The sequence below is a fragment of the Pectinatus haikarae genome (assembly GCF_015732185.1).
GTDB classification, from domain to species: Bacteria; Bacillota; Negativicutes; order Selenomonadales; family Selenomonadaceae; genus Pectinatus; species Pectinatus haikarae.
On sequence record NZ_WIQM01000004.1, the window covers coordinates 72,542 to 94,766 of the forward strand.

33 protein-coding genes are annotated in these 22,225 nt (G+C 36.6%); 12 read left to right on the top strand and 21 right to left on the bottom strand.

The features are described from left to right. Positions 1–92: 92 nt before the first annotated feature. From I6758_RS01450 to I6758_RS01485, 8 genes are all read right to left on the bottom strand, one after another. Positions 93–548: a hypothetical protein gene (locus I6758_RS01450; RefSeq protein WP_196603443.1), complete on the bottom strand. Its 456-nt coding sequence runs from the start codon at positions 546–548 to the stop codon at positions 93–95. A 102-nt stretch (positions 549–650) separates the two neighbouring features. Then, positions 651–1,166: a Holliday junction resolvase RecU gene (locus tag I6758_RS01455; RefSeq protein WP_196603444.1), complete on the bottom strand. Its 516-nt coding sequence runs from the start codon at positions 1,164–1,166 to the stop codon at positions 651–653. Between the two features lie 12 nt (positions 1,167–1,178). Continuing rightward, positions 1,179–1,448, bottom strand: a complete 270-nt coding sequence (locus I6758_RS01460; RefSeq protein ID WP_196603445.1) for a hypothetical protein — start codon at positions 1,446–1,448, stop codon at positions 1,179–1,181. Between the two features lie 4 nt (positions 1,449–1,452). Beyond that, entirely contained in the window at positions 1,453–2,469 is a 1,017-nt protein-coding gene (locus I6758_RS01465; RefSeq protein ID WP_196603446.1) for a DUF3102 domain-containing protein, read from the bottom strand. Positions 2,470–2,486: 17 nt separating this feature from the next. Beyond that, positions 2,487–4,121, bottom strand: coding sequence for a PcfJ domain-containing protein (locus tag I6758_RS01470; protein WP_196603447.1), 1,635 nt, complete (start codon positions 4,119–4,121; stop codon positions 2,487–2,489). A gap of 33 nt (positions 4,122–4,154) precedes the next feature. Then, on the bottom strand, positions 4,155–4,493 hold the full coding sequence (locus tag I6758_RS01475) for a Cas9 inhibitor AcrIIA9 family protein (protein ID WP_196603448.1): 339 nt from the start codon (positions 4,491–4,493) through the stop codon (positions 4,155–4,157). A 62-nt stretch (positions 4,494–4,555) separates the two neighbouring features. Beyond that, complete coding sequence (locus I6758_RS01480; RefSeq protein WP_196603449.1) at positions 4,556–5,005, bottom strand: hypothetical protein; 450 nt, start codon at positions 5,003–5,005, stop codon at positions 4,556–4,558. Between the two features lie 10 nt (positions 5,006–5,015). Next, positions 5,016–5,741, bottom strand: coding sequence for a rolling circle replication-associated protein (locus tag I6758_RS01485; protein WP_196603450.1), 726 nt, complete (start codon positions 5,739–5,741; stop codon positions 5,016–5,018). A 449-nt stretch (positions 5,742–6,190) separates the two neighbouring features. On the opposite strand from I6758_RS01485, the gene I6758_RS01490 reads away from it, so the two are divergent. Next, positions 6,191–6,736 (top strand): DUF2441 domain-containing protein, encoded by a 546-nt coding sequence (locus tag I6758_RS01490; protein WP_196603451.1) that lies wholly within the window; start codon positions 6,191–6,193, stop codon positions 6,734–6,736. On the opposite strand, the gene I6758_RS01495 is transcribed toward I6758_RS01490, so the two are convergent. The 4 genes from I6758_RS01495 to I6758_RS01505 form a co-directional block, all read right to left on the bottom strand. Beyond that, complete coding sequence (locus I6758_RS01495) at positions 6,726–6,920, bottom strand: hypothetical protein (protein ID WP_196603452.1); 195 nt, start codon at positions 6,918–6,920, stop codon at positions 6,726–6,728. The two genes, I6758_RS01490 and I6758_RS01495, sit on opposite strands and share 11 nt — an antisense overlap. A 305-nt stretch (positions 6,921–7,225) precedes the next feature. Further along, a complete protein-coding gene (locus I6758_RS15020) occupies positions 7,226–7,357 on the bottom strand; it encodes a hypothetical protein (protein ID WP_269140318.1) in 132 nt (43 codons plus the stop codon). Continuing rightward, positions 7,357–7,632, bottom strand: coding sequence for a hypothetical protein (locus I6758_RS01500; protein ID WP_196603453.1), 276 nt, complete (start codon positions 7,630–7,632; stop codon positions 7,357–7,359). Before I6758_RS01500 ends, I6758_RS15020 begins: the two co-directional genes overlap by 1 nt. 61 nt (positions 7,633–7,693) lie before the next feature. After that, entirely contained in the window at positions 7,694–8,248 is a 555-nt protein-coding gene (locus tag I6758_RS01505; RefSeq protein WP_196603454.1) for a hypothetical protein, read from the bottom strand. Between the two features lie 102 nt (positions 8,249–8,350). Here I6758_RS01505 and I6758_RS15025 point away from each other — a divergent pair, with 102 nt between their 5' ends. After that, entirely contained in the window at positions 8,351–8,881 is a 531-nt protein-coding gene (locus I6758_RS15025; protein ID WP_196603455.1) for a DUF2441 domain-containing protein, read from the top strand. Here I6758_RS15025 and I6758_RS01515 read toward each other — a convergent pair. Beyond that, positions 8,875–9,210, bottom strand: a complete 336-nt coding sequence (locus tag I6758_RS01515) for a hypothetical protein (protein ID WP_196603456.1) — start codon at positions 9,208–9,210, stop codon at positions 8,875–8,877. The two genes, I6758_RS15025 and I6758_RS01515, sit on opposite strands and share 7 nt — an antisense overlap. Positions 9,211–9,274: 64 nt before the next feature. Here I6758_RS01515 and I6758_RS01520 point away from each other — a divergent pair, with 64 nt between their 5' ends. Next, entirely contained in the window at positions 9,275–9,445 is a 171-nt protein-coding gene (locus I6758_RS01520) for a hypothetical protein (protein ID WP_196603457.1), read from the top strand. Here the strand turns inward: I6758_RS01520 and I6758_RS01525 are convergent. After that, entirely contained in the window at positions 9,442–9,633 is a 192-nt protein-coding gene (locus tag I6758_RS01525; RefSeq protein ID WP_196603458.1) for a hypothetical protein, read from the bottom strand. The genes I6758_RS01520 and I6758_RS01525 overlap by 4 nt on opposite strands. 10 nt (positions 9,634–9,643) lie before the next feature. Beyond that, the gene (locus I6758_RS15175; protein ID WP_196603459.1) at positions 9,644–9,868 is read right to left on the bottom strand and encodes a helix-turn-helix transcriptional regulator; all 225 of its coding nucleotides are present in this window, start codon (positions 9,866–9,868) and stop codon (positions 9,644–9,646) included. A 154-nt stretch (positions 9,869–10,022) separates the two neighbouring features. Between I6758_RS15175 and I6758_RS01535 the strand changes: the two genes are divergently transcribed. The 9 genes from I6758_RS01535 (at position 10,023) to I6758_RS01575 (ending at position 16,117) form a co-directional block, all read left to right on the top strand. After that, on the top strand, positions 10,023–10,403 hold the full coding sequence (locus I6758_RS01535) for a helix-turn-helix domain-containing protein (RefSeq protein WP_196603460.1): 381 nt from the start codon (positions 10,023–10,025) through the stop codon (positions 10,401–10,403). A gap of 30 nt (positions 10,404–10,433) precedes the next feature. Then, the gene (locus I6758_RS01540) at positions 10,434–11,273 is read left to right on the top strand and encodes a KilA-N domain-containing protein (protein WP_196603461.1); all 840 of its coding nucleotides are present in this window, start codon (positions 10,434–10,436) and stop codon (positions 11,271–11,273) included. A gap of 191 nt (positions 11,274–11,464) precedes the next feature. Next, positions 11,465–11,908 carry an ImmA/IrrE family metallo-endopeptidase gene (locus I6758_RS01545; protein ID WP_196603791.1) on the top strand — a complete coding sequence of 148 codons (444 nt, stop codon included), beginning with the start codon at positions 11,465–11,467 and terminating at the stop codon, positions 11,906–11,908. Between the two features lie 13 nt (positions 11,909–11,921). After that, positions 11,922–12,782 carry a hypothetical protein gene (locus tag I6758_RS01550; RefSeq protein ID WP_196603462.1) on the top strand — a complete coding sequence of 287 codons (861 nt, stop codon included), beginning with the start codon at positions 11,922–11,924 and terminating at the stop codon, positions 12,780–12,782. 20 nt (positions 12,783–12,802) lie between these two features. After that, positions 12,803–13,360 (top strand): hypothetical protein, encoded by a 558-nt coding sequence (locus tag I6758_RS01555; RefSeq protein ID WP_196603463.1) that lies wholly within the window; start codon positions 12,803–12,805, stop codon positions 13,358–13,360. Positions 13,361–13,390: 30 nt separating this feature from the next. Further along, positions 13,391–14,083: a hypothetical protein gene (locus I6758_RS01560; protein ID WP_196603464.1), complete on the top strand. Its 693-nt coding sequence runs from the start codon at positions 13,391–13,393 to the stop codon at positions 14,081–14,083. Positions 14,084–14,101: 18 nt separating this feature from the next. Then, complete coding sequence (locus I6758_RS01565) at positions 14,102–14,365, top strand: hypothetical protein (protein ID WP_196603465.1); 264 nt, start codon at positions 14,102–14,104, stop codon at positions 14,363–14,365. Further along, positions 14,353–14,949, top strand: coding sequence for a hypothetical protein (locus I6758_RS01570; protein ID WP_196603466.1), 597 nt, complete (start codon positions 14,353–14,355; stop codon positions 14,947–14,949). Before I6758_RS01565 ends, I6758_RS01570 begins: the two co-directional genes overlap by 13 nt. A gap of 55 nt (positions 14,950–15,004) precedes the next feature. Continuing rightward, positions 15,005–16,117: a tyrosine-type recombinase/integrase gene (locus I6758_RS01575; RefSeq protein ID WP_196603467.1), complete on the top strand. Its 1,113-nt coding sequence runs from the start codon at positions 15,005–15,007 to the stop codon at positions 16,115–16,117. Between the two features lie 248 nt (positions 16,118–16,365). Here I6758_RS01575 and I6758_RS01580 read toward each other — a convergent pair whose 3' ends face one another. The 6 genes from I6758_RS01580 to I6758_RS01605 form a co-directional block, all read right to left on the bottom strand. After that, positions 16,366–18,249: a heavy metal translocating P-type ATPase gene (locus I6758_RS01580; protein ID WP_196603468.1), complete on the bottom strand. Its 1,884-nt coding sequence runs from the start codon at positions 18,247–18,249 to the stop codon at positions 16,366–16,368. 114 nt (positions 18,250–18,363) lie between these two features. Beyond that, positions 18,364–18,639 (bottom strand): metal-sensing transcriptional repressor, encoded by a 276-nt coding sequence (locus I6758_RS01585; RefSeq protein ID WP_196603469.1) that lies wholly within the window; start codon positions 18,637–18,639, stop codon positions 18,364–18,366. Between the two features lie 131 nt (positions 18,640–18,770). Further along, on the bottom strand, positions 18,771–19,163 hold the full coding sequence (rpsI, locus tag I6758_RS01590; RefSeq protein WP_196603470.1) for a 30S ribosomal protein S9: 393 nt from the start codon (positions 19,161–19,163) through the stop codon (positions 18,771–18,773). Between the two features lie 25 nt (positions 19,164–19,188). Beyond that, positions 19,189–19,629 (bottom strand): 50S ribosomal protein L13, encoded by a 441-nt coding sequence (rplM, locus tag I6758_RS01595; protein ID WP_196603471.1) that lies wholly within the window; start codon positions 19,627–19,629, stop codon positions 19,189–19,191. Positions 19,630–19,833: 204 nt separating this feature from the next. Further along, complete coding sequence (gene zwf / locus I6758_RS01600) at positions 19,834–21,222, bottom strand: glucose-6-phosphate dehydrogenase (protein ID WP_196603472.1); 1,389 nt, start codon at positions 21,220–21,222, stop codon at positions 19,834–19,836. 1 nt (position 21,223) lies between these two features. Further along, positions 21,224–22,192: a beta-propeller fold lactonase family protein gene (locus I6758_RS01605; protein ID WP_196603473.1), complete on the bottom strand. Its 969-nt coding sequence runs from the start codon at positions 22,190–22,192 to the stop codon at positions 21,224–21,226. Positions 22,193–22,225 lie beyond the last annotated feature (33 nt).

Below are 22,225 nucleotides of genomic sequence, written 5' to 3' on the forward strand. Positions count from 1 at the left end.
ACTAACCTTTCGGCTGCGGCTGTGTGTTACTCTTCACTTTTCTATAGTATAGCATATAAAATGGGGTAGTTATTACCAAAATAAAAATTATTTCAAAAAACTTTTACTAATCCTGCCTGGCAAGCGCATGCCAGTGAAAATTGATTTGCTTCACGGATCATGCAGTAATATATATTTGGACTTATACCTAAGTTTATACAAGTATAATTATAGTCTTTACCCTTGTAGCGTTGCCACAATAATTTTTCTGTCGATTTTCCAGAGTAATGTTTGTATGTAGCCTCAATGACTTGCAGCCACTTTTCAGGATGCTTTATTGTTTCAGTTTCGTATTTGCCTGCTTCAATAACCACCGACTTTATAGGCATAACATCTTTTACAGCCACGTTCGCGGTTGGATCACTAACAAAAGCATGTCCGGTACTATTGCCACCAGTCCTGCCAACACCAGAGTCATTTCTTGCTTCCCATACAGCTTTCTTTATTTTTTCATACTGGTAAAATCTTTTTTCTATGTAGGATATCAAACTGCTTTTTCTCTGTCTCATTATCTCACCTTCCATGAACGCACAAAAGGGACGGTTTATGCCGTCCTTTTTTTAGCGCTGTTTTATATGAAATTAATCTATTATTACCCAAAATTGGGGATATTATTTTGGGTGAATATAATCCAGAAACATCACTGCTGCCATTGTCCTTTTTACTTGATAAGCATTAATGTCCTGTTGCACTATGTAGCTCCGCCCGAATACAGCTTTCATATTGCTCCATATGTTGAATGGAATCATATAATACTTATCTGCGATCCCACAGCATATATAGACAGCCGCCCTTGTTTCCAAGTGCTGTGCCAGCATATCAAACTGTGTTTTAGTTAGGACTGATTGCTGGATTCTATCCTTATCAGTGAATTTAGCCTCAAAGATGATTGATTTTCCGCCTCGTAACGTGCCTTGATAATCCGGCTGTGCTCTGCCAGTGAACTGTCCGGTGAAACGACCAGAAGGTTTTTTGCTGATGCAACGGAAGCTTTCAGGTGTTTTGTATATTACCGCCCGGCCGTCGAGCGCGTATTGTCTGCAGGCTGTATCTATTTCATTTTCTAGGAGCCGCCCTGTCATCAAAGACTGTAGCGCTCTATAGCTTCTTTTATTTCCTATTTGCAAAATAGCACCCCTTTACCATATATATGTTTCATAAATCACTGGATCATCATATTTATTGCGGTTCAATCTGGTATAAAAATCCGGTATCTGCCGACGTATTTCTTCCAAGGTATCTTTTGCTATAAATATTTCTGTCAGTTTTATTTTGGAGTTTACAAGAAGTAACCGTCCAACATATTTATCCGGATAATCCTTTGGTTTTTCATACACAGCAACAATATTTATATATCCGTCTATGCGTCTGCTCAGTATTTCCCTAAATTGTTGGTCTGTTATATTCATCTATTCATCCCTCAACCGTGCTTTTAATGATATCGGCCAATTTAGCTATTTTATTTTTATAGGTGTCGGCTGTAGCTTTATCCTCTATTTTTTCAAGTGAGCTGATAATGTCGTTGATATCGCGCTTGAGCAGTTCAAAGCTGACCTTGATCTGCACGGCAGCCTTATCAGCGTCTTTTGCCGATTCGGCTTTGCCCAGCTGGGCACGAAGTTCTTCAAGTTCCTTTTTTGTTGCTTCCGGGATAACCGGCGGCTTTTCTTTTTCTGCCTGCAGCTTGTTTTCTGCATCTTTGAGCTTCTTTTCCATCTTCTCAGCTTTTTTGACGGCTTTTTGCAGCTCTGTGTCCTTGGAATCAAGCTGGGAGTGCAGGTTATCCTTTTCTGTTTCCAGTTCCGCCCGCTGCTCATCCGACAGGCCGCCGGTCTCAAGCTTTTGCTGCAGATCGGCAATTTCATTTTCAAGGGATTTTATTTGTTCAGCTTTTTCAGTGTTGGCGCTTTCGGCAAGCGATTGCTGGTCATTTTGCTCTTTAAGCATGTTGTCAAGCCGGTTTTGCAGATCGGCCGCCCGCTCTTCGGCTTCTTTTTGTGCTTTCACGGCAGCCTGCAGGTCTCTTGTACTCATGCTGTCTATATCATTATTTTCGATAAAATCAGCTCTGGCATCTTCGGTCGGCAGACCCAGCAGGGCAACAGCCTGCGTATATGATAATTTTTCAAATTCCGGACGGTTGGCCGGAGCATCGAAAAGCTCCTGCTGACCAAGCTGGCCATATTCTTTAAATATCCTGACAAGGTTATTTGCCGTACGCTCGCTGTAATCAACATTTTCTTTGAGCCATGCGCCCCAGTGTCCTTTTTCGACGATGGACTGTGCTTCAACAAGCTTCCTGCCGATATCGATACTGGCATTGAGCATTGCCTGCTGTACCTGACGCTTGATGCTGTTTATTTCGGCGGCGATTATTTCCGGTGTTCTTATTTTTACTGCTTTTGCGTTTACGTCTATCATGTTGCTCATCTTACCAACTCCCCTATTTATACGGCAATAGCCGTTATTTGTTTTGTTTTTGGCTGTATATCTCGGCAGCTTACCCAGTTTATGCCGAGTTTTTCCGCCCAGTCTATAACGGTATCATTTAATTTCCTGTTATTTCTTACCTGGCTGTTCGCTGCAAGCTTTGCCTGCCTTATTGTATTGGCCTCAACTTCTATGCAGATAATCAGTTTGCCCTTATTGTCTGCAGCCAAAACAATATTTGTTTCCCGTGCTGCTACTCTGTCAGTGTAGGTACTTACACAGTTTTTAAGTTTTACACCCGCGTTGAGCAAATCATTTGATGTATGCGGCACTGCAAATTTTATGCTGTTTAACTGCATTTCCATGCTGTGCCGATAATCTGTAATGTCAAAGGTTATCAACGGATTTTTTTCTTTCTTTTTTTCGATTGCCAGCCAGTCATGGGCATCAGTGATTGACGGTTTATTTTTGTTGAATTTTTTTTTCATTTTGTCGCTCATGTTAACCAGCATGTCCCCGGTATCATAAAATTCGTGCATTTTATTGTGTTTAATCAGTCTTAGCACATCATCAGCCGGATAATACTGCCTTATTCTCTTGGAGCTGTTTATAAATCTTCGGGTATCAATATTTCCCGTGTTATCCTCTGTGCATTTTTTATATATTGCCACCAGATGATCAAGATTCTGGCTTATTTGCATAATGTCTCTAAGCAGTAAATAATCAAAGGGTTCTGCCGCTAATATTTTGCGCAGTATGCGTTTATTTGGCAGCCGGGCAAGTTTGATCAGTGCCGTTATAGTGTCTTTTTCTTTTCTGATTGTATTGCAAAAGTCAGCGGACATAATTTTTTCATCATTTGGTATATATGTCTCATGTCCTTTTGGTTCAAGTCTGCTATGCGGATTGCTGTTAAGTATCCGATCTGTTAAATTCGGTGCATCAGTACAGATCATACGGTAAGCAATGTTCATTATCAGGATGGCAAACGGGCCGAATTCCGATCCGTATGGCCGATATATGGATTTTATTTTGTGGCCAAGCCTGTTTTTTAGGCCTTTACATATTTCGTTTCTTAATAGATGCGTCATATCGGTCATTCTTTTTTTGTATTTTGCTATGCACGGGTGTCCGAATAAAGAAGCGAGATGTGAGTTATCCAGGAAGGTGGTGTCAAATGGATCACCAAGCTCAATTTCAATTAAATCATCTTGTTTGAATATTGTTTTTCGTTTATTAATGTCAAAAGTTATTGTTTCCGTGTAGCGGCTTTTATTCCAGAGCGTCATGTCAGCAGCCGGTTTTAGTTCCACTCCGGATATGCTTAGTCTTAGTCCATATTTAAATTTTTCCAGTTTTATTGTCATATCCAGCGGCATAATGTGGTCTTTTGATTTTATAGCAATATCGAAATTTCTGCCTTTATAACTATATGCTATATATTGTTCACGGCAATGCGGGCAGTATATTACTTTGTCGTCAATATAGTCATAGCCCATATTACTTTTTATTTTCAATACAGCGGCAAACATTTGTCCGCATTTTGTGCAGTAGTGGTGCGTTGGCATCAGACCTCCCGTTTCGTTCCATCTGAGCATATGGGCAGTATAAAAGGTAAACACTCTGGGGATCTTTATATAATCAAGCAGCATAGCATATCACCTCTGTTTTTTATTTGTCATTTTTTATAAGTCGTCAAAGTCTATATCAAGCCGTTTTGACGCTTGATTTTTACTGTTTTCCGCAAGCGCTTGCGCGCCGAAACCGTAATATTCATCAATGATTTTAAATCCTTCATCATCGGTCATGACGTATGAACCGCCCGTTGCCTTTTTCCTTGCAGCAGCAGTCATATGGTCTACCGCGCCTTTTATGTTTTTTTTGCTATCTATAATCTGATCGGCCGATACTGTGTTTTCTGCCTGGCGCATCAGGTAATCTAATACGCTCTCATATATGGGTATGTTTTCATGCCCTTTCATTTCATTTATCAGTTTTTCGTGTGCCGCTTCAAAATTTGCCATCAATCGCACTTCCTTCCATTTCTCCTGAGAGATAATATTCCCTTAATCTATTTTTGCTGCTGTTATGATTCTTGATAATGCCTGATCCTTGCAATGGGCAACCACAGCAATTCGGAGTATGCTACCATGTCTATTCTTTCAGCTTTTGCCGCGATATAGGTAAATCCGTCCGTATATAAATAGCAGTCCTGCAAAATTATCTGGGTATTGGATAGTTTTTTATCTGTATCAATATCGTTCAGCCATGCGTTATAGCGTTCTTCCCATACATTAAGCTCCGGTTCCCAATTTTCCGAGCGCATGAGGTTTTGCTTGATCTGCATCCACCATGAGTTGAGCTCCGGCAGTTCTAATTTGCACTGCACAGAAAAGAACTGTGTTTCTGTCATGTTGAGCATAAATTGGCTGGTCACAAGCAGATTGCCGGATGGGCATTTGAACATCATAAATTCACCGGCGGTTTTTGCTTGTTTGGCGACTTTTTTTGTATCAATTAAAATTGCTTCGTTCATTTTTCTCCTCTCAATCTCTTACAAAGATGATTCGCTGGCAGGGATAGCCATCTTTGGTATAGCTTTGATAGGTCAGCTGCTTATTTACGTGGTATCCCTTTGGCGGTGTTATCCGCTGGCTGTAACATTCCGATCTGGTGACTTTTTCTTTTTCTTCGACCGGATTTATCAGGTTGGTGCTGGTCCGCAGCCGCCCGCTGTGCTCTTCGACGTCTTCTTTTTTAAAATATGCGGCAAGCCTGGTGCAGTCTTCGATCTGACCGCCAAACATTTCTATCCTGAGCCGCCCCAGTGTCCAATATCTTTGCAGTACTGCCATGTCTTCAGGTGCAAGGGAATTTATAAGCATATGGGCATGCGGTCTGCCCGCTCCTTTGAGATTTTCCAGCACGGCGATATATTTAAGCACGCTGTTTTTTCTTTTATAATAGCGCCGCAGATTTACCATGAAGAGGTCAAGACTTTTTTTCACTTTTTCTTTCGGCGGCGCTTTGCCGGCTATTGTCATCGTCAGGTACCAGTCACCGATTTTAAAGTTATTGGCTATTTTCAGGGCAAGTTTATTAGCAGCGTGCAGCCGGTTTATTTCTTTTTGCCGCTCTGGGGTATGATTTACCCGCCCTGCTCTTTTTTCTCTTATTTTTTTATCTTTTGGTAAAGTCCGATAAGTATAATAAAGTGTTTTTTCTATGACTTTTTTATTTATTGTTTTCCTGATCTTTTTCATGTATGGCATATAGGTGTCAACCCCGTTGCTGTGAATAAAAATGCATGCTGATTGTTTGACTTATTAATTACTTGATCAAGGGAAAAAGAGACCGAAGCCTCTTTAATTTTTAGGCTGACAAATTACATGAAAAATAGTATAATAATTATAAATAAGTTGTAATTGTCAGCCCTTCTGTACTGATGCTCTAACATCAGCACATTTCTTTATGAAATTTTTACTCTTGACGTTGCCAGCACATGGCAGCGTCTTTTTTCATGTGTTTTTCATTTACTATTTCATTCCCATGTCCTTAGCAGCAGCCAAGATAACTGATACCTTGCTTACAATAATGTTTGACTAAATCGTATGGCAGGCCGCAATGTTCTGCGTACTTTAATGCGCTTATAGCTTTTTGCATGGTTACTTCCCTTTCATGTTTTTTAATATGATATAATCACCTACAGGAGATGATTATATTGGAACATATACAAGATAAAATTTTTTATCATATTAGAGTAGTTACAACAAAAGAAATTCCTTTTTCACTGAGTAAAACTTACACTTTTGGTAAAAAATTAAATAACTACTACTCTTTCTATGAAAGTATGTCTAATCAAACTATCCCTCAATTAGCCAATGAATATATTCGTTATGCTCAAGAGATGATCTTTGAAGAAATGCGACAAAAAGATTTCCCTAGTCTCCCATCAAGGAAAACATGTTTATGGTTGATTCCTAATTCTGAGAATCTATCACAGGCTTTGGTTTTCTGGTTTAAGCAAATGTATAATCCCACCATGTCATCTCTCAAAATATTAAAATTTAGCTGCACCGGAAACATTCATTATGCCAATCAAAAATACTTAACTTTAAACATAAATGATGTCAAATTGTTGCGCGAAGATGCCGTAAAATATTGGCAAGGGGATAATGCATCGTGCGATAATATTGATACAGAAGTATTATTTGAAGGAACGGCCAAAGTAATTGAAATCAGAGATCCTTTTACAATTAATTTTTGATTAATTCTTCCACATGATATGGATCAATAATTTGTCCATGGTAAGTATTTGGATGCACATGAGTACGCGCCGCCATAAGCAGCTGCTCTAACCTATATATTTCTTTTTCATATTCGCTCATTTCAGCTATCCTTTTTAATTCGTCTTTGCTTACATCGCAGGGATACTTGATAGAATCCTTCATTTTCTCACCTCCTATGCTGATTTTTGGTCACGGTTGTCAATGGGTTTAGAAAATAAATAGGTTAAAGAATAAAATTGAAAACCGTAAATACTGGATTAATTCAGTGAAACTCCAATCGCTGTTGCTATTGTGACGACTATTTTAACGGTTTTAATAACCAAATAGTGGTATAAGCAGTTGCGACACTTGCAATAACTGATACCGTGATTGATGTTACCGTCGGATGGTTAAACCACCATTCAAGTTTAAAAATTTTCACCTGCTCACCCCCATCATGATCACCATTAAAATAAAATCTGCATTTGTCACTTCATCACAGCCCCCATCAGCACGGTAGCCACGACTATCATTAAGACAACCTGTAATGCTTTTTCAAATATAGATGGCTCTTTTGCAAGCCACTTGTTCGTCTGATGCATGACTTTTGTTATTTTCATCACGCTATCCCTCTTTTTAGATCATCAAGAGCCTTTAGATAATCATCAGGCGTGTTTATTCTTCTGCTCTGTCTGCGTGGCACTGGATTCATAGGCTTGCTCAATGCTGCCTGTTGTTCGTCCAGATCAGCTAGTGCTTTCAAAGCACAAGAAACGTCAATACTGTATTTCCGGCCAATTCTGTGGCAGCGGAACAGGCCTTTCTTGCAATACCGTTTCACTGTTGCCAACGGCATATTATTTTTGAGTGCAAATTCTTTTGCAGTCATTCTCATATAATCGCCTCCATTGATTTCTATCTGAAAATCAAATATAATGAACGTAAGTTAATTTTTCCTATGAAGCCGTCAGACGTTCCCGCGTCTGCGGCTTTTCTTTTTCCCCGCGTAAATATTTTTCTAGATCAAGTTTATATTTTGTATCAAGTTCCATAATGAGGTTGATATTAGAGTTTGTGCGATCAACAAGCCTTTCAGCAATTATTTTTACTTGGGCATAATCGTCATCAGCCATATCATCGCGACTATTTTTGTTCAGCAGCAGCACAGGTAATTTTTCTAAATCTTTATAAGCAATATTATCTGTAACCTTTAGACTGACGATCATGCTTTGTATATGCCGGTCTATTTTTCTGTATCCAAATAATCTTATAAACCCTGTTGATTCAAGCGCAACAGTCGCAGCCGCTGTGAAATTTAGCTTTGACAGTTTTTTTCTGACTTTAATAGGAATTGTTCTTGTGCCTTTCATTGCTTCGTATATTGCACTCAGGCTGCATCCTACATCTATTGCAAGAGCTTTAGGAGGCCTGTCACAGCACATTATTGCAAGCTGAAGCATATCTGACACATTTTCAACAAATGAGCTGTCTAACATCGAAGGATCAATCATTTCATCACCTCCCTTGTGTAATTTATTGTCACCATTTGCACAAAAAACACTGGTATAATTCAATTAAAGAAATGCTATAATCATCTACAGGAGATGATTATAGTGGAACATATACAAGACAAGATTTTTTATCATATTGGCAATTTCGATTGTGGTAAAACTTATACTATAGGATGTCAATTAAATCCATTCTTTGATTATTTCAATCATTTTGGTTATGAAGGAGCAATCGATTGGGACGAAACAAAAAAATTATTATCTGCGTATCAGTTATATGCACGAGAGCGAATTTTTGAAGATGTGCGTACTGAAATGTTTCCAAATTTTCCGTCAAGAATGTCATGCATATGGTTAATTCCTTCTGATAACCTATCTAATCGAATCGCTTTTTGGAATACAAATATTTCTCATAACTCAAAAATATGCAAACTATCTTGTACTGGAAGGATTCATATTGCAGATGAATCTTTTCTAGCTTCAAGATTCGGTTATCTTCCAACATATCGCACTGATGCAATACAATATTGGTCAGGAAAATTTCAATCTAATTCGTTTGTTCATCAAGAAGTTATATTTACTGGCACAATATACGTAATAGAAAAGTACGCTACTCTTAACGATATTGTTCAATGATGGAGCCTTGGCATATCACTTTCTGATAATGTTCTTTTTTGACATTCTTCAAGTTTTTGCTTAAGTTCGACATTTTCTTTTTTCAATTCCTGAATTTGATTTATCGTAAAATAGTCATTTTGGTTCTTGCATAAATAAGAGCTAGGATGCCCAAAATTATGTTCAAATTTATCATCATTAACTAATGTAGAAGGCGGGATGTCATTTTGTTTTACAGATACAGTCTTCTCTAAATGAGTATGTGTTCCACCTGTTTGAGTCTTGCTGATACAAAGTTCTTCTTTTTTTATAAGTCGTTTAAATTCTTCTGGCGTACATTTTATTATCAATATTGTCACTCCTATGCTGATTTTAAAATATGCTATAATCACCGTAGATGGGAGGTGATTATAGATGTCAGGGACAGCTAGTACTAAGATTGTAAAAGATAATATAGGCACATTAGCTATTCACATTCTTAACAGTAAAAGAGATTTAGCTAAAATGTCTTATTCTGAAATACTCAGAGAGTTATCGAATATCATTTGTGATTTACAGGCTGAAATAGATGATTTACATTTTTAAAAAAGTCGTTCTTTTCTTTCTGTTTTTACTTCCGCTATCTCTTGAATTTTAGTGGAATTCAAGAGATAGTTCCCTTTTTCTGAATATGATTCTGATAAAATACGCAGTATCCATTGCACATCTTCATATGTTGCCTTTTCTTTAATAAAAATACCGTTAATTGTTTTTACAGCTTTTTCACAATCCATTCGCTCACTCCTATACTGGTTTTGAATCTTTCCAAGACACTTCATTGCTAAAAAAAATGGTATCTATACTGGCTTTGAATAAATCTGACACCTTCTTCGCTTCTATCAAACTAAAGGGCGTTTTCCCTAGTTCTCTTTTACTATAGCTTGATTTATTTGATAGTCCAATCTCCTTTGCCATGTAGTCACATGTGTATCCTTTTGTTTTTCGCATTTTGCGGAGGTTGTTGAACATATGATCACCTACTCTCTTTAAGTGTCTTTTTAAGATACTTAGATTATACACGGCTTTTAGTATCTTGTAAAGATATATTTAATATTTATTTCCACATAAGATACTTTCATTGTGTATCTTTAGAAGAAACTTTATAATAAGAATTGAGGTGTAAATGATGAATATTATAAAGAGCCTACGACAACAAAATAATTTTACACAAGAAGAACTAGGGCAAAAATTAAATATACAAAAATCTGCTATTTCCAAATATGAAACTGGTAGAACACGTCCCAGCATGGAAACATTGCAAAAGCTATCAGACGTTTTTAAGGTACCCATTAATGTATTATTAAATGGTTTTGGAATAAAGACCGAAATTTCCGAACAAGAAACTAAGCAGCCTAAGGATTTGGCAAAATTCCTTGATCAAACAGAAATTATGTTTGACGGCGAAGTCCACAAGCTGAATGATGAATCACGGCAAAAACTAAGAAATGCTCTGGAATTTGCATTTTATGAAGCAAAAAAAATGAATAAACGTAAAAAGGATTGACCAGTCAAAATAAGTGAGGTGGTTTTTGGTATGCCTAAAAAAATGAAAGCTGAATTAAATGCAAATGGCCATTCTATTGAAGTATTATCTAGCGGAGATGAAAACGATTATGTCTCTTTAACAGATATTGCAAAATATAAGGATAGTATTAATCCCAGATTTATAATTCAAAACTGGATGCGTAATAGAAACACTATCGAATTTCTTGGCACATGGGAAAATTTGTATAATAAAAATTTTAAACGTGTCGAATTCGAGGCGGTTAAAAATGAATCAGGATTAAATAGCTTTGTTTTGACTCCGCAAAAATGGATATCATCTACGGATGCAATAGGTATAGTTTCAAAATCTGGTCGATATGGTGGAACGTATGCTCACAAAGATATTGCTTTTGAATTTGCTTCATGGATATCTGCGGAATTTAAGCTTTATATTATAAAAGAATATCAACGATTAAAGTCCGATGAAAATAGTCATTTGTCACTGGATTGGAATGTTAAGCGGACACTATCAAAAATAAATTATAAAGTTCATACTGATGCCGTAAAAGATAATTTAATAACAGATTCGCTTTCGAAGAAGGAAATTGGGATAACTTATGCGAATGAAGCAGATGTATTAAATATGGCTTTGTTTGGCGTGACAGCTAAAGAGTGGAAACAATCTCACAAAAATATTGAGGGAAATATCCGCGATAACGCTTCGCTGCATCAGCTCTTGGTAATGGTGAATTTGGAAGCTGTCAATGCTGAGTTTATAAAACAAGGATTGCCTCAACAGGAAAGACTTATACAACTTCGTAGAATAGCAGTTGAGCAGATGAGAAAAATATCATCTAACCCCAGTGTAAAAGGACTTACTAAACAGTAATAATATATATTTTACCGTAGATAAAGAGAATCAGAGGACGGAACGGGCAGCCGTCGCCGGATAACCGAAAGGTTTGATTAGGAGATGTGGAAATGTCACCCCACCTATTCTCAGCCGAAAAGCCAAGCTACAGTAAAATTGTAGCCTGGCTTTTATTTTGCATTGACAAGCGTAAAAAAGGATTGATGCGTATGTTTAATATTCCCATTCGGGTAAAAAATCTTATAAGGAAATATGATACCTCAAGTCCCTACGAATTAGCTAAATATTTAAATATAACAATTTACGAATATGATTTGCCACCAGAATTAAGAGGGTTCTGTGTCCGAGTTTTACGGCGCAAAATGATTTTTCTCAGTCAGTCTATGACTGAGATTGAAAAAACAATTGTTTTATGTCACGAACTTGGGCACATAAGATTACATAGCGAATATGGTTATCATTTTTCTGCCAATACAATATATTTTGTGAAAAGCCGCTGTGAAGCAGAAGCAAATCTATATGCTGCATATCTGCTATCTTATAGGCACGATATTGACAGTGGGTTAATTCATCGAATAATATCTGAGAAACATCCTGATCCCAAAACGGTTCATACGATGCTGAATGATATTATGAGGTGCGAGTTTAATTAGGGAAGTGATAAAAATGAGAAGGATTTCTCTATTATTTTTTATTTTCTTTATTATTTTTATACCTTTTAGTCATGCTGCAAAGGTTAATTGGACATGGATAGATTCTGATAATTATTCTAGTAGATTTATTGATATGGATAGCATAACTTCTACAGAGATGCCATCTGCCTATGTTTATAATGCTCGTCCTTATGTCGGTACGGCTGATATATGGGTAAAGTTAACTTATAACTCCGAAGGCGGTTTACAGGAATTAAATAGTTATGGATTATCTGTACCAGATTCGGCATCAGTATATTCTATTATAAGATTACATTGCGACCTTGATAATCATACGATTCAACTTGTTGAAGGGCACATATATAATTTAAATGGAAAAAGCATATATGATTATTTCCCTCAAACTTATATTCCTGAGATGAGTCGCTATCAAGGTGTTTACTATTATGTATTGTCTCAACTTAATCATACAGATGATTTTAAGCAATATAAGTCATGGATTATCCCTATTGATTATTATCATGATGACAATGGAAAAGTACATAATGTTGTTATAAATAAAATGACTATTAAAAAAAATATCAATCATATTTATTATTCTATTTATTTTGTAGGACTTGCTCCTGATAATAGTATTAGCGATATTCTCATAAATAATAATGATTTGAATATAGAAAATAGTACTATAACGACAATATCAAATTCAGTTTATAAAAAAAATAATGGATGGATCGAAATTAATAATTATGTCAATCGACAATCATTAATTTATCCGGGATCTAATGGAGCAATGCTGCGTGATAAACTAATGAAATATTGTGCAGAAAATAAAGCATGGATTCATCGTTATGACAGTAATATAAGTGGAACATAATTTGAAAGGAAGAATTCTAAATGAAACGGATTTTAATGTTAGTAATTTTATTATGTATTATATCCTCTACTTGTTTTGCGGCAAAACTTGCATATGAACCAGAATCGCCGACCAGTGCGTCATTTTCTGCCACGGATGAATATATGCCCTTCATTTTTATTACCTTTGTTAATTATGCAAAATCAGATGAAAACAGCGATTACTGGGTGAGATTTACCATTACCGAGGACTATACCAAAATTCTCTACAACGCAGCGCTTAATATTGATGGAACTATTTATGATTTACATCCAGTGTATAACATTGAATCAAAATATTATTATGCCGCTTCTAGTAATATTCCTAATCATATATTTACCAATATGCATGGTACGCAGCCATTTCGATACTACGTAATTCCGTTAGCAGTTGTAAATAAATTAAAAACTGCTAAAAAGATAACGTTCATTTATAATCGTGTTGATAAGCTTAATTTGCAAGTGCCACTATATGATAACTATGTGGAGAAAATAAAAAGCATATTAGATTTAAAGTATGCTGACTTGGGTACTTATTTTCATCCTTCATCGGCAGATTAACGCAATATATTAGGAGAAGGAGTGACAAATATGATTTATTGTAACCACAAAAAGAAGGATTGGGTTTTTCTTTATTTTTCTCTATTCATTTTCGCATCTATATTATTTATACCTTCAGCATATGCAAAAAGAATAAATGGAAGTGCAACTCAGATTGTTGCAAATTCAATACAATTTAGTTCTAGTAGCTCTACCTTTAATTTACTGGGAAATGGATTAGACATAACATTTTCTGGATTATTAGCTGGTAGTTATTACGTTTACTCTGATGAGCAAACTTTAAATAATTTTGTTTGGTATAAAGCAGGTGCCTTTGGTCAGAAATTTATTTATGGAGTTCACGGTACAAAACTAATAATAAAAAATACTACTAATACTGTTAGGGTTATTTCATGGAAGGATTCAAATATTACAATAGGTTCATACACTTGTATGCCTGCAATTGGTGGTATGCAATATACAAATTTAGGTGATCCGGCAAAAACACCAAATACTGTAGTACCGCCCAATTCAACAATTAGTATTAATATAACCTTATCACATGCTAATTGGATTAATTCTATGTGGCAGATGGATCACATGGCAATTAATCCATCTGATCCATTTAATGTGCAGTTAAGCATGAAAATATCAGATGAAAACGATAAAGCTACATATTACACAATAAATAGTCCTTACATTATTATCCCACTTAATATTATACAAAAGTATGAGAAAAACTAATTTTAGGAGGCGCTGGATATGCATGGCAAACTCATGGAAGATTTACCTCCACTTACTAAAAAAGATATGCGCAATATAAGAAAGGATTTTGATAAAACCTTCTATGCGCGTTTTAGTCCAGATGATCCAGAGCTGGATGAAGAATCAATGAAATTATTGAAAAAAAGTTACATGACATCAATGATATATGCCAGGCGCATGGCAAAAAAGAAATTTACTCCTAAAAAATATAGGCATGGTGGATATTGGGATAATCAGGAGATTGGCAAATGGATGGATTAATTGCGGAGATTATACCCATTATTACCGATGACAAGTTTATTATATCTTTTATAACGTCTGTATTTACATTTGCTATAACATCTGGTTTTACTATTTGTAGAGATCGTGGAAAAGAGAAAAAGGATCTCAAACAAAATCGTAGTAAGCTTGCAAAAGCATTATACTCTGAAATTAAGGCTTTCATTGATATGTATCAGGAATATAAATTAACAAAAAAACTTCCCCAAAACGGTGATGATATAAAAATAGTTCGTCTTGAATGTAACTATGTTGTGACATTTGATAATAATACGGATAAATTGGGAATTTTAGATGAAGATGATATCCCTAGAATAATTTTTTTCTACATGCAATTGAAAAGTTTGATAGACACATTGATGGTACTAGCTGAACGTTGGGAAAAATATGCCTCATATTGTAATGCGAATGCACCTACTACTCAAGCCAAAGATATCACTATAGTAAGAATATTAAAGAAAAATATAGATGATACACATAAATTGGCATTTAACATACAAGAAAAAGTTTTAAAAGATGCTGGGGAAGCATTATCAGCATTAGAAAAATATAAACAAAAAGCTTAAAAGTAAAAACAATTTATTATTATAAATGATCAAAAACAGAATGAAGGTGATATAAATGCCTAAAAATCGAAAACATGGGGAAGGGTCAGTGTCCTTTGATAATACCCGCAAAAAATGGCAAGTTGCTTTCTTTGACACCGAGGGGAAGCGGCATTATAAGCGCTTTGACGATGAAAAAGAAGCCAGAGCTTATTTAATTAGCCAAATAAACGACATAAACAAAGGTACTTTTATAGCACCGTCAGAAATTACGATAGGTAATTGGGCCGTAGAATATTTACAAACATATAAAAAAAATAGCGTCAAAGCAACAACTTATCAGCATTATGTTGATCAAGCGCGGCATTTATCAGCTATTGCGAACATACGATTACAGGATATTGCGGCAAGACATATAAACAAGTTATATGTGAATTTGCAAGACACATTGTCATTACACACGATCCATAAAACACATAAATTTTTATCATCTATTTTTAAAAAAGCCTATGAAACTGAAATTATTAAGAAAAACATCATGCTTGCCATTCCTGCTCCAAAATTCGAAAAAAAAGAAATTGAAATTTTTACAAAAGAAGAAATTAATAATATCCTCTTAACATGTAAAAAGCATGTTTTGATGAAACAACGTTATCCATTATTTTTGCTTGCGGTAACAACTGGAATGAGACTTGGTGAAATTCTCGCCTTGCGGTGGTGTGATGTAGACTTTAAGCAGATGGAAATATCTATAAAATATACTCTGTCTTATTTACCAAGCGTTGGAATACAAATAACAACTCCGAAAACAAAATCATCAATTAGAAAAATAGCAATACCTATAGAAACAGTGTCCGAACTACGCAATTTGAAATCACAGGTAATTGATATTAACATAAATCAATCTACACAGTGCTTTCGTACAAAGCGCGGTAAGCTTATTTATCCGCGTAATATTGATAGAGCATGGGAAGATTTGTTGCGCTGTGCAAATGTGCCATATCGTAAGTTTCACGCTTTACGCCATACCCACGCAACGACATTGCTGGCCGAAGGTGTTCCAATCGTTGAAGTCGCAAGAAGATTAGGGCATGCGAAAGTGGCTTATACGCTAGATTTGTATGGCCAAGCCATAAAAGGCTATGATAAAAAAATAGCTGATAAAATCAGCACCATTTATAAGTTATAGTCGGCAACAAACTGGCAACAAATTAGTTGCCAATACTATTGAAAACATTGATATATCAAGCAACTAAAAATATCCTAAATACTGTTGCCATAAGTGTCGACGCTTATGATAGTTGGTTTTAAGCTATGTTAAGCCATAATTCTGCGCAGCTCTTATTTTTCTATTTATTTGATTAATGATAACATAGGCAATGTCTTTTAGCAAGAGACAAAAGAAAGTGATGGTGTTTTATTGTGTGAAAAAATATTTTATATAAAAGAGTGCACAGTATCTTTTTTGTGCCAATTCAATAATAAGGATGAGTTTATTATTACAAATACGGATCCTGCATTATGAACTAAAGCACCGGCTACTGGATCCAGAAAACCTGTTGCAGCCATGATTACAGCAAGAAAATTAAGCAGCATGGAAAAAGTCAAATTAAATTTTATTGTTGTCATCATTTTTTTTGCAAGATAAAGTAAATGTGGTACTTCCTTAATACTGTCATTGATAAGCGTAATATCTGCAGCATCTATCGCAATATCACTGCCGGTTTCGCCCATTGCAATGCCGACAAAAGCTTTTTTCAAAGCGGGTGCGTCATTAACGCCATCACCGATCATGCAAATTTTATTACCAGACTGTTGATATGTATCGATTTGTTTTAATTTATCAGCAGGAAGACAATTGGCATGAACACTGTCGACTCCTGAATGAACAGCAGCATTTTTGGCGGAATATTCATTATCTCCGGTCAAAAGTGCTGTGGTAAAGCCGCATTCCTTTATTGATGCTATGGTTTTTTTTATATCAGGACGCAGCGTATCCGTTAACGTGAAAATGGCGGCAAGAATGCCATCTACTGCCATATAAATAATCGTATAGCCGTCGGTCAAATATTTTTCTATAAAGGAATGATAAAGACGGCTGATATGTATTTGCTGTTCTGATAACATTCTTATATTACCGGCGATTATATTTTTCCCGTTGATAGTAGCCTGCAAACCACGACCGGGAAATATTTGAAAATTTTCCAATGAAAATAGATTTTGTTCAGGTTTCTCATAATAGGCTGACACCATAGCTTTTCCCAAAGGATGTTCAGATCTGGATTCAATAGTCGCTGCATATGTGAAAAGTTCATCTTCCGTATAGTCGGAAGAAAACTTTTGCATGCCGGATAATTGAAGACTGCCACAGGTCAGCGTGCCCGTTTTATCAAATACAATTTTTGATACGGAAGCCAGCCGTTCCAGGGCGTCGCCGTTTTTAATAAGAATATTGTGCTTTGTAGCGTTTCCTATGGCGGCAACTATTGCCGTCGGTGTAGCTAAAACTAAAGCACAGGGACAGAAAACTACTAATATAGTCACAGCGCGTATAATTTCTCCCGTGATGAACCAGGTTAATAAAGATGTGATTAATGCGGCAATTACTATCCAGGTGGCCCATTTATCAGCAAGGCCGACAATTTTTGCCTTCCCTGCATCTGCCGAGCGGACCAATTGGACAATACGCTGTATAGAGCTGTCATTGCCTACCCTTGTTGCTTTCATGTCAAAAGAACCAAAGAGATTTGTTGTGCCGCTCAGAACAGTGTCACCGGGGTTTTTATCGACGGGCAGTGATTCGCCTGTCATAACAGCCTGATCGACAGAGGTAGTTCCTGATACGATTATCCCGTCAACAGAGATCATTTCTCCTGGAAAAACACGCAAAATATCGTCTACTGCTACTTTTTCGGCAGAAATTGTCATCTCCTGGCCATTTAATATTTTCCGTGCTGTCTGGGGAGTCAAATGTAACAAATTTTCTATGCCAGCTTTTGCTCTTGCAACAGTTATTTCTTCCAGAAGACTGCCTAATTTCATGATTAGAGCAATTTCTCCTGCTGCAAAGAATTCACCAATACTGACGGAGGCTATCAGGGCTATTGATACCAAAATATCTGCTTTGATATCAAAAGAAGAAATCAGCTTCGAAGCAGCTTCCCTGATAATAGGAATACCGCAAAGAAATATGGCTATCCATGCCATATCAAATGAAAAAGAGAAGGTATTTAGGAAGCTGAGAAGCAGAGAAACAGAAGAAATAATAAGAAATATGATATCTTTTGATACAAATTTATTTTGCCGAAGTTTATAAAACATCTAGCATCACCTCTCTATACCTATAGGGGTATATGTATATAATACATATACCCCTATAGGTTGTCAAGAGAAAAATTATATATCAAAAGAATATATTGCCCTTTTTATTATGAATCAAGTTATATTGGCAAAGCGTTCAACGGCTTTTGTAAAATTATCTATGGTTTTATTCACATCACCGTGTTCAATACCGTCAAGTACACAATGACGTATATGGCCTTCAAGAATTACCTGACCCGATTTATGCAAGGCAGATTTTGCTGCGTTTATTTGCGAAAGAATATCTTCACATGGCACATCTTCATCTACCATACGATCAATTGCCTGCACTTGACCTATGATTTTTTTCAGACGGCGGTGAAGATTTTCAGCGTCCATACATTGTTTCATTTTGGCCTCCATATAAATGAAAATATTAAAATATACTATAATTTATATTCTATCATATAATTTAAACATGGCAATCATAAATAAAAATCCCGCAACCTTGTGGTTGCGGGATAAAAAAATACCATAAAATATTAACGTTTGGAAAACTGTGAAGCCTTGCGGGCTTTTTTTAAACCGTATTTACGACGTTCTTTTTCACGCGGATCACGTGTCAGAAAACCGGCTTTTTTTAATGATTTACGTAATTCAGCATCAACAAGAAGAAGTGCACGAGAAATGCCATGACGAATTGCTCCGGCCTGACCGGAAGCTCCGCCGCCTTCTACCTTAGCGATCACATCGTATTTTCCTTCAGTTTCGGTCAATACGAGCGGCTGTTTTATTATTAATTCCAATGTTTTAAGACCGAAATATTCACCCATATCACGGCCATTTATTTTAATGTTGCCTTCACCTGGAACCAAGCGAACTCTGGCAACAGAAGTTTTTCTGCGACCTGTGCCGTAGTAAGTAACTAATGCCATTTAAATTTGTTCTCCCTTCCAGTTATTAACGAATGTTAAACTCAAGTACTTCGGGTTTCTGAGCAGCATGAGGATGTTCAGAACCGACATATACACTGAGTTTTTTATACATTTGAGCACCGAGACGATTCTTTGGAAGCATACCGCGAATAGCAGATTCCAAAACTTTAGCAGGCTGTTTTTCGAGCATTTGTCCCGCTGAAGTAAAAGTAGTACCTCCCGGATAGCCAGAATGACGGAAATAAGTCTTGTGGACTAATTTTTTCCCACTGAAATTCACCTTTTCAGCATTTACAATAATAACAAAATCACCAGTATCGACATGCGGAGTGAAAGTGGGTTTATGTTTACCGCGGAGTACTTTAGCGATTTCGGCAGCGAGGCGGCCTACTGTCTGACCTTCAGCATCCACGATGTACCATTTGCGTTCAACATTTTGGCTGTTAGCCATGAATGTGGTTTTCATCGATATCTCCTTCCCTATAATGCGATTAACTAAAATAATTTATAAATATAATTATATAAAGCCTCATCACGATTACCGGGGCTGGAAATCACAAGAGAAAACTTCATACTCAATTATTATAATAAAAGAGAATGATAGAGTCAAGGAATTTTTGCGGTAATACAATAGATTTTGAACGGATCTTGAAATTTTGCTGTGATGACATCAATCTATCCATTCATGACCGAAGCCGCGCAGTAATTCATTAGCCTGTTCCGGTCCGGTCGTACCGGCTGCATATTTGAATATAGGAAGTTTTTCCCATATGTATAATTCATGGAGTTTATCTATAAAATTCCAGCTCAATTCTATTTGATCCCATTGTGAAAACCAGGAAGTATTATCATTTATGCAGGCTTTTATAAGACGTTCATAAGCTTCCGGTGTGTTGAGTTTATTAACATAGTCATTTTGACAGAAATCCATTTTTGCCTGGATTATTTCGTCCGTGTCACCGGGTTTTTTTATATTGAATTGAAGATATACACCTTCACTGGGTTGTATTTTTATTATTAGAATATTTTGAGCGGCCTTTTCAAGAAAGGAAGGGCGAAATATAATCGCAATTTTAATTTCCCTTCTGTCCAGCTTTTTCCCGGTGCGTATATAAAATGGAGTGCCCCACCACCGTTCGTTGTCTACGAATAAACGCAGCGCGGCGTAAGTTTCTGTGGATGAATGCGGTTTTACGAGCTGTTCCTGATGATAACCTTCATACTGCCCCAGCACCAATGTTTCACGGATGTCTGCCACCGGGCGCAGTGCGCGAAGCACTCTGATCTGAGCATCATGCATTGCGTCAGCGGAAAATTTTTCGGGCCATTCCATTGCTACTATGGATAATATTTGAAATAAATGATTTTGGACCATGTCTTTCAAAGCACCGCTTGCGTCATAATAGCCGCCTCGTCCTTCTATTCCCATATCTTCAGAAGCGGATATCTGGATAGATTCAATGTAGCGGGAATTCCATAAATTTGAAAAAATAGGATTGCTGAAACGAAGCGTTTGAATATTTCTGATCATTTCTTTGCCTAAATAATGATCAATCCGAAAAATGTTTTTTGCGGAGAAAAATTTTTCCAACTGGATATTAAGAACTTTTGCCGAATCTAAATCCTCACCGAATGGTTTTTCTAAAATGACTTTACCATGACAGGCGTTTTTCACATTAGTAAGGCCGCTGGCGATGATGCTGAAAAAACGGGGAGCAACGGCAAAGTAAAATATATGATCGTTCAAATCTCTTTCTTTATAATAAAGATTCAATGAAGAGTAGGCATTGCTGTCGATAAAGTCCATTTTGTAATAGCTGATTTGAGCAGAAAATTTCTCAAAATCTTCATCGGTATACGGGAGTCTGGAAAATTTTCTCACCCAATCTCTGGCTTTTCCACAATATTCCTCCGTGCTGTAATCACGGCGTCCGATAATAATGATCTGACGATCGTCTGCACTGTCCTTTGCTGTGTGCATATTGTAAAGTGCAGGCAGCAGTTTTCGAAAAGTCAGGTCTCCCGTTCCTCCGAATATTGTAAATGTTGGTGTTGACATGTTAAATTCCTCCCTGTTTCAATGTTATTCCTACCCCTTCATGTACTGTCGTACTGTCAATAATAGCAGTGATGAGGCCGCTGGATTTGTCAATATGCATACTGAGTAAGTTATTTGATAATCTATTGACAACTAAGAGATAACTGCCGCTGGGGCTTAGAAGAAAGTCTCGAGGATGGTCTCCGCCGCAGGATACTTGCTGAATTTGTTCAGGTATGTTGTCAGATATCGAAAAAACTGATAATATATTATCGCCCCGTGTTGAAATATAAATAAAACGCTCATCTTGCGAAAGGCGTATAGCGGCAGACGCATTTGCCGTGCCCTTTAACCAAATGGGTAATTGTTTCATCAACTGCCAGGATTTATCCGGTTGCAATTTAAAATAAAATAATTCATTACTGAGCTCGCTGACTAAGTAAAGTCGCTTTTCATCGGAAGTAAAAACTCCGTGGCGCGGTCCGGTACCGGCAGAAAAGGTTATTTTTCCAGTCAGAGAAAAGTCATTTGCGGCATCATATATATTGACGCAGTCAAGATTGAGACATGGTACAAAAAGCAAATTATGCAAAAGCAGAACTTGATGGCATCCTGCCTCATTTCCCATAGATAAACGTTTTATGATCTGCAGGTTATTACCGTTTACTTTATAGATCATGACAACGCCGTCATGATAATTGGCAGTATATATATTATTATCGTGAAAAGCAATAAAGCATGGAGATGCTTTCTCAGTGAGAAGTTCTGATAATGAATTTGTCTTATTATCTATTAACGTAATTCCCGATTTGGCAGAAGACTCTTTGGTGAATAAAATTTTATCGTCGGCAATAGCCACACATTTGCCACCCTTTGTTTTATAAAACAGACTGGGTTCTGAAAGCCGTCCTGTGTTGTCATCAAAGACAAACTGATAAATACCAAAACTTTCAAATGAATCGTAAGTACCTATATAGCCTGTAAATTTCATTGCAAACCGTCCTTTCTGTTACAGAAAATCTTT